Origin of the sequence: Micromonospora foliorum (genome assembly GCF_022229015.1) — a bacterium.
Classification (GTDB): Bacteria; Actinomycetota; Actinomycetes; order Mycobacteriales; family Micromonosporaceae; genus Micromonospora; species Micromonospora foliorum.
Genome location: NZ_JAKKFF010000421.1, coordinates 1 through 5,016 on the forward strand (window position 1 = coordinate 1; position 5,016 = coordinate 5,016).

6 protein-coding genes and 1 pseudogene are annotated in these 5,016 nt (G+C 74.0%); 1 reads left to right on the forward strand and 6 read right to left on the reverse strand.

Going from position 1 to position 5,016, the window contains the following annotated elements:
* Nucleotides 1-90: 90 nt before the first annotated feature.
* Genes hisH through hisD form a run of 5 tightly spaced genes read right to left on the reverse strand, consistent with a single transcriptional unit; the run spans nucleotide 91 to nucleotide 3,907 of the window.
* The gene (gene hisH / locus PSH25_RS26280) at nucleotides 91-723 is read right to left on the reverse strand and encodes an imidazole glycerol phosphate synthase subunit HisH (protein WP_238661592.1); all 633 of its coding nucleotides are present in this window, start codon (nucleotides 721-723) and stop codon (nucleotides 91-93) included.
* A 13-nt stretch (nucleotides 724-736) separates the two neighbouring features.
* Nucleotides 737-907 carry a CG2302 family histidine operon protein gene (locus tag PSH25_RS26285; protein ID WP_167362522.1) on the reverse strand — a complete coding sequence of 57 codons (171 nt, stop codon included), beginning with the start codon at nucleotides 905-907 and terminating at the stop codon, nucleotides 737-739.
* The gene (hisB, locus tag PSH25_RS26290) at nucleotides 907-1,518 is read right to left on the reverse strand and encodes an imidazoleglycerol-phosphate dehydratase HisB (RefSeq protein ID WP_030334475.1); all 612 of its coding nucleotides are present in this window, start codon (nucleotides 1,516-1,518) and stop codon (nucleotides 907-909) included. The genes PSH25_RS26285 and hisB overlap by 1 nt, the downstream gene beginning before the upstream one ends.
* Nucleotides 1,515-2,588 (reverse strand): histidinol-phosphate transaminase, encoded by a 1,074-nt coding sequence (locus PSH25_RS26295; RefSeq protein WP_238661593.1) that lies wholly within the window; start codon nucleotides 2,586-2,588, stop codon nucleotides 1,515-1,517. The genes hisB and PSH25_RS26295 overlap by 4 nt, the downstream gene beginning before the upstream one ends.
* Entirely contained in the window at nucleotides 2,585-3,907 is a 1,323-nt protein-coding gene (gene hisD, locus PSH25_RS26300) for a histidinol dehydrogenase (RefSeq protein ID WP_238661594.1), read from the reverse strand. The genes PSH25_RS26295 and hisD overlap by 4 nt, the downstream gene beginning before the upstream one ends.
* Nucleotides 3,908-4,013: 106 nt before the next feature.
* On the opposite strand from hisD, the gene PSH25_RS26305 reads away from it, so the two are divergent.
* The gene (locus tag PSH25_RS26305; RefSeq protein ID WP_238661595.1) at nucleotides 4,014-4,718 is read left to right on the forward strand and encodes an LON peptidase substrate-binding domain-containing protein; all 705 of its coding nucleotides are present in this window, start codon (nucleotides 4,014-4,016) and stop codon (nucleotides 4,716-4,718) included.
* Here PSH25_RS26305 and PSH25_RS26310 read toward each other — a convergent pair.
* A pseudogene (locus tag PSH25_RS26310) lies at nucleotides 4,633-5,016 on the reverse strand (DUF2567 domain-containing protein); the annotation flags it as partial. The gene PSH25_RS26305 and the pseudogene PSH25_RS26310 sit on opposite strands and share 86 nt — an antisense overlap.

A 5,016-nucleotide genomic window follows, 5' to 3' on the forward strand; every position in this document is an offset into this window, starting at 1 on the left:
CCGGGCCTGCTCCGCCTCCCGCTCCGCCCGTCGTCGGGCGCGCTCCCGGCTCACCGCGACGCCCGCCGGTCGGGCACCGCGCGACGGCGCTCAGCCACCGCTGGGCAACGTGGCGAGCCAGTTGCGTAGCAACGCGGCACCGGTGTCGGCGGACTTCTCCGGGTGGAACTGGGCCGCCGACAACGAGCCACGCTCCACCGCCGCGACGAAATCCGTGTCGTGGTGGGCGGTGGTCACCGTGGCACCGGCAGCCGCCAGCGCCGCCGGGTCGCCCATCGCGTACGAGTGGACGAAGTAGAACCGGCTCTGCTCCGGCAACCCGGCGAACAGCACCGACGCCCGGGGCGCCCGGACGGTGTTCCAGCCCATGTGCGGCAACCGGGTGGCGGCCAGCCGGGTCACCCCGCCGGGCAGCAGCCCCAACCCCTTGGTCACCACGCCGTGCTCGTCGCCGTGCTCGAAGAGCACCTGCATGCCCACGCAGATGCCGAGCACCGGTCGGCCGGCGGCCACCCGTTCGGCGATCACCGGGCCGGCGCCCAGCGCCTCGATCCCCGCCATGCAGGCCGCATACGCGCCCACGCCCGGCACCACCAGACCGTCGGCGGCAGCCGCCGCGGCCAGGTCGTCGGTCACGCGGACGTCCGCTCCGGCGGCGGCCAGCGCCCGCTCCGCCGAGCGCAGGTTGCCCGAGCCGTAGTCGAGCACCACCACGTCACTCATGTCGTCACCCCGATCACCCGTTCTCCGGCAGCAGCCGCAGCACCCCGGCGACCGTGGCGAGCACCGCGAGCGCCGCGGTGATCAGCACGGCGGCCTTCGGCGCGCCCTGCCGGTAGAGCGACCAGGTGCCACCCACCAGCACCCCGGCCAGGATCAGCAGCAACGTCGGCAACGCGGCACCCATCAGAGCGCGCCCTTCGTGCTCGGGATCGCACCGGCGGAACGCGGGTCGATCGAGGTGGCCTCGCGCAACGCGCGGGAGACCGCCTTGAACTGCGCCTCCACCACGTGGTGCGCGTCCGGGTGACCACCCGGTCGAGCCGCCCGCAGCACGTCGACGTGCAGCGTGACCCGGGCCGCCTGGCCGAAGGACTCCCAGATGTGCCGGGTCATGCTTGTCGCGTACACCGGCCCGATGTACGGCGCGAGCACCGGCTCGTCGTGCACCACGTACGGCCGACCGGAGAGGTCCACCGCGGCCCGGACCAGCACCTCGTCCATCGGCACGGTCGCCGAGCCGTAGCGCCGGATGCCGGCCTTGTCGCCCAGCGCCTGGTCGAACGCCGCGCCCAGGGCGAGCGCGGTGTCCTCGATCGTGTGGTGCGCGTCGATCTCCAGGTCGCCCACGGTGCGCACGGTCAGGTCGAAGCCGCCGTGCCGGGCGATCTGGTGCAGCATGTGGTCGTAGAAGCCGACGCCGGTGCTGATCTCGGCGGCGCCGGTGCCGTCGAGGTCGATCTCGACGAGGACCTTGGTCTCCTTGGTGATCCGTTCCACCCGGGCGGTCCGACTCATTGCGAAGTCTCCATTGCAGAAAGAAAGGCGTCGGTCTCGGCGGCGGTGCCGGCGGTCACCCGCAGCCAGCCGGGCAGGCCGACGTCACGGACCAGCACCCCCTGCGCCAGCAGGGCGTTCCAGACGATGGTCTGGTCGCCGCCCACCTCGAAGAGCACGAAGTTGGCGTCGCTGTCGGCGACCCGCAACCCCCGCTCGCGCAGCGTCGCCACGATCCGGTCCCGCTGCGCCATGATCGCGCTCACCGTACCGAGAAGGGCATCGCGGTGGGCCACCGCCGCGCGTGCGGCGGCCTGGGTGAGCGCGGAGAGATGGTACGGCAAACGGACGAGCTGCACCGCCCGGACCACCGCCGGGTCGGCGGCCAGGTAACCCAGCCGGCCGCCGGCGAAGCCGAACGCCTTGCTCATCGTCCGGGTGACCACCAGCCGCGGGTGGCCGGGCAGCACCGCGAGGGCGCTGACCGTCCCGGGTCGGGCGAACTCGGCGTACGCCTCGTCGACCACCACCATGCCGGGCGCGACGTCGAGCACCGCGGCGATCACCGCCGGGTCCAGTGCCGTGCCGGTGGGGTTGTTCGGCGAGCAGAGGAAGACCACGTCCGGCCGGTGCTCGCGGACCTGGGCGACCGCCTCCTCGGCGGTCAACCCGAAGTCGACGCCGCGCGCGGCGGGCACCCACCGGGTGCTGGTGCCGAGGGCCAGCAGCGGGTGCATCGAGTACGCCGGAACGAAGCCGAGCGCGCTGCGCCCCGGCCCACCGAACGCCTGCAACAGCTGCTGCTGGATCTCGTTGGAGCCGTTGGCCGCCCACACCTGCTCGACGGTGAGCCCGTGCCCGAGATATTCGGCCAGGTCGGCGCGGAGCGCCACCGCGTCCCGGTCCGGGTAGCGGTTCAGCTCGCGCAGCTCGGCCGCGAGCGCCTTGCCGATCGCCTCGACCACCGGCTCCGGCACCGGGTGGGAGTTCTCGTTGGTGTTGAGCCGCACCGGCACGTCGAGCTGCGGCGCCCCGTACGGCGACAGCCCCCGCAGGTCGGCCCGGATCGGCAGATCGTCCAGGCTGGTCACGCCGACCCTCCGGGAAAACGGGCCTGGACCGCCTGACCGTGCGCGGGCAGGTCCTCCACGTTGGCCAGGGTGACCACGTGTGGGGCCACGTCGCGCAGCGCGGCCTCGGTGTATTCGATGAGGTGCACACCGCGCAGGAAGGACTGCACCGACAGGCCGGAGGAGTGCCGGGAACAGCCGCCGGTGGGCAGCACGTGGTTGGAGCCGGCGCAGTAGTCGCCGAGCGACACCGGCGACCAGGCGCCCACGAAGATCGCCCCGGCGTTGCGGACCCGCAGCGCCCACTCCCGGGCGTCGACCGTCTGGATCTCCAGGTGCTCGGCCGCGTACGCGTCGACCACCCGCAGCCCCGCCTCGAGGTCGTCGACCAGGACCACACCGCTCTGCTCACCGGTCAGCGCCGTGGTGACCCGCTCGGTGTGCTTGGTCGCCGGCACCTGCCGGGCCAACTCCGCCTCGACCGCCTCGACCAACGCCACCGACGGGGTGACCAGCACGCTCGCGGCGAGCGGGTCGTGCTCGGCCTGACTGATCAGGTCGGCGGCCACGTGCGCCGGGTCGGCCGTGTCGTCGGCCAGGATGGCGATCTCGGTCGGCCCGGCCTCGGCGTCGATGCCGACCACGCCGCGCAGCAGCCGCTTGGCGGCGGTCACCCAGATGTTGCCGGGCCCGGTGATCAGGTCGACGGGGTCGCAGCGCAGCTCGCCCGCCGGGTCCACCGCCGCGCCGTACGCCAGCATCGCCACCGCCTGGGCCCCGCCCACGGCGTACACCTCGTCGACGCCGAGCAGCGCGCACGCGGCGAGCACCCGGGGATCGGGCAGGCCGCCGTTGTCCTTCTGCGGCGGGCTGACCACCACCAGCGAGCGCACCCCGGCCGCCTGGGCGGGCACCACGTTCATCACCACTGTCGACGGGTACATCGCCAGGCCACCGGGCACGTAGAGGCCGACCCGGTCGACCGGCAGCCACCGCTCGGTGACCGTGCCGCCGGGCACCACCTGGGTGGTGTGGTCGGTGCGTCGCTGGTCGGCGTGCACCCGACGGGCCCGGGCGATGGACTCCAGCAGCGCGGCGCGCACCGCCGGGTCGAGCACCCCTTCGGCCTCGGTGATCGCCTCCACCGGCACCCGCAGCACCTCCGGGGAGATGCCGTCGAACCGTTCGCTTGCCTCCCGGATCGCCGGGTACCCATGCTCGCGGACCGCCTCCACCAGGGGCCGGATGCGCTCGACGGCGACGGACACGTCGAGCTGGGCACGGGGCAGCAGGCGGCGCGGGTCGCCGAGACCGTCGCGCAGGTCGATCCGATTCAGCACCCTTGCGAGTCTAGGCGGCCGGCCCGACGTCCACCCGAGCCGCCCGTCCGCCGGGACGGTGAGCCGGGCCACGCCCCGGGGGGCGAGATTGGTTAGGCTCGACCATGTGACCGCACGGCTGCCGGTGTTCCCGCTCGCAACGGTGCTCTTTCCCGGGTTGGTGCTGCCGCTGCACATCTTCGAGGAGCGCTACCGGGCGCTGGTCCGACACCTGGTCGACCTGCCCGACGGTGCACCGCGTGAGTTCGGCGTGGTGGCCATCCAGGCCGGCTGGGAGGTCGCGCCCGCCGGTCCCGGCGGCCGGGCCATGCCGAACGTCGGCGAGGTGACGCTGCACGAGGTGGGCTGCACCGCCGAGCTGCGCCAGGTGACCGAGCTGGCCGACGGTGGTTTCGACATCGTCACGGTCGGCCGTCGCCGGTTCCGGATCGCCGAGGTCGACGACAGCGCCGAGCCCTACCTCACCGCCGACGTCGAGTGGCTGCCCGACCCGGGCGGCCCGGACGAGGTGGCCGACCTGCTGGCCGCCCGGGTGATCGCGGTCTTCCGGCAGTACCTCGGCCTGATCCGCTCCGACCCGGAGGAGATCTCCGAGCAGCTGCCGGAGGACCCGACGGTGCTCTCGCACCTGGTGGCGGCGACCGCGGCGCTCACCGTCGACGACCGGCAGCGGCTGCTGGCGATCGACGACACCGCCTCCCGGCTCCGCGCCGAGCTGCGGTTGCTCAACCGCGAGGCGGCTCTGCTGCGTCAGGTGCGGGCGGTTCCGGTGCCGCTGGCGGAGCTGGCGTCCCCGCCGACACCCAACTGAACTCCCCCGGCTCGGGCTCCGGGCGCAGCCCCGGCCACCGCGACCAACCGGCCAGCAGGGTGTACATGACCGCGGCCCCGAACGCCGGCAGCAGCAGGTTGCCGTGCGGCACCGGCAGCACGCCGAGCAGCCAGTCCACCCCACCGGCGCGCAGGTCGGCGGGTTTGCTGAAGGCCCGCCCGGCCGGGGCGGTCGCCAGCAACCGGTCGAAGGTGGCCAGGCCGATCCGCCGCCCCACCTGCCAGGCCACCGGCGCGGCGGCCAGAGCGCCGAGCACCGCGGCGAGCAGCCCGACCGG

What these genes read in the sequence shown, in the direction of transcription:
- PSH25_RS26285 (WP_167362522.1), bottom strand. Translation starts at nt 907, where the DNA reads ATGGGTGCCGCGTTGCCGACGTTGCTGCTGATCCTGGCCGGGGTGCTG.
- hisB (WP_030334475.1), bottom strand. Translation starts at nt 1,518, where the DNA reads ATGAGTCGGACCGCCCGGGTGGAACGGATCACCAAGGAGACCAAGGTC.
- hisH (WP_238661592.1), bottom strand. Translation starts at nt 723, where the DNA reads ATGAGTGACGTGGTGGTGCTCGACTACGGCTCGGGCAACCTGCGCTCG.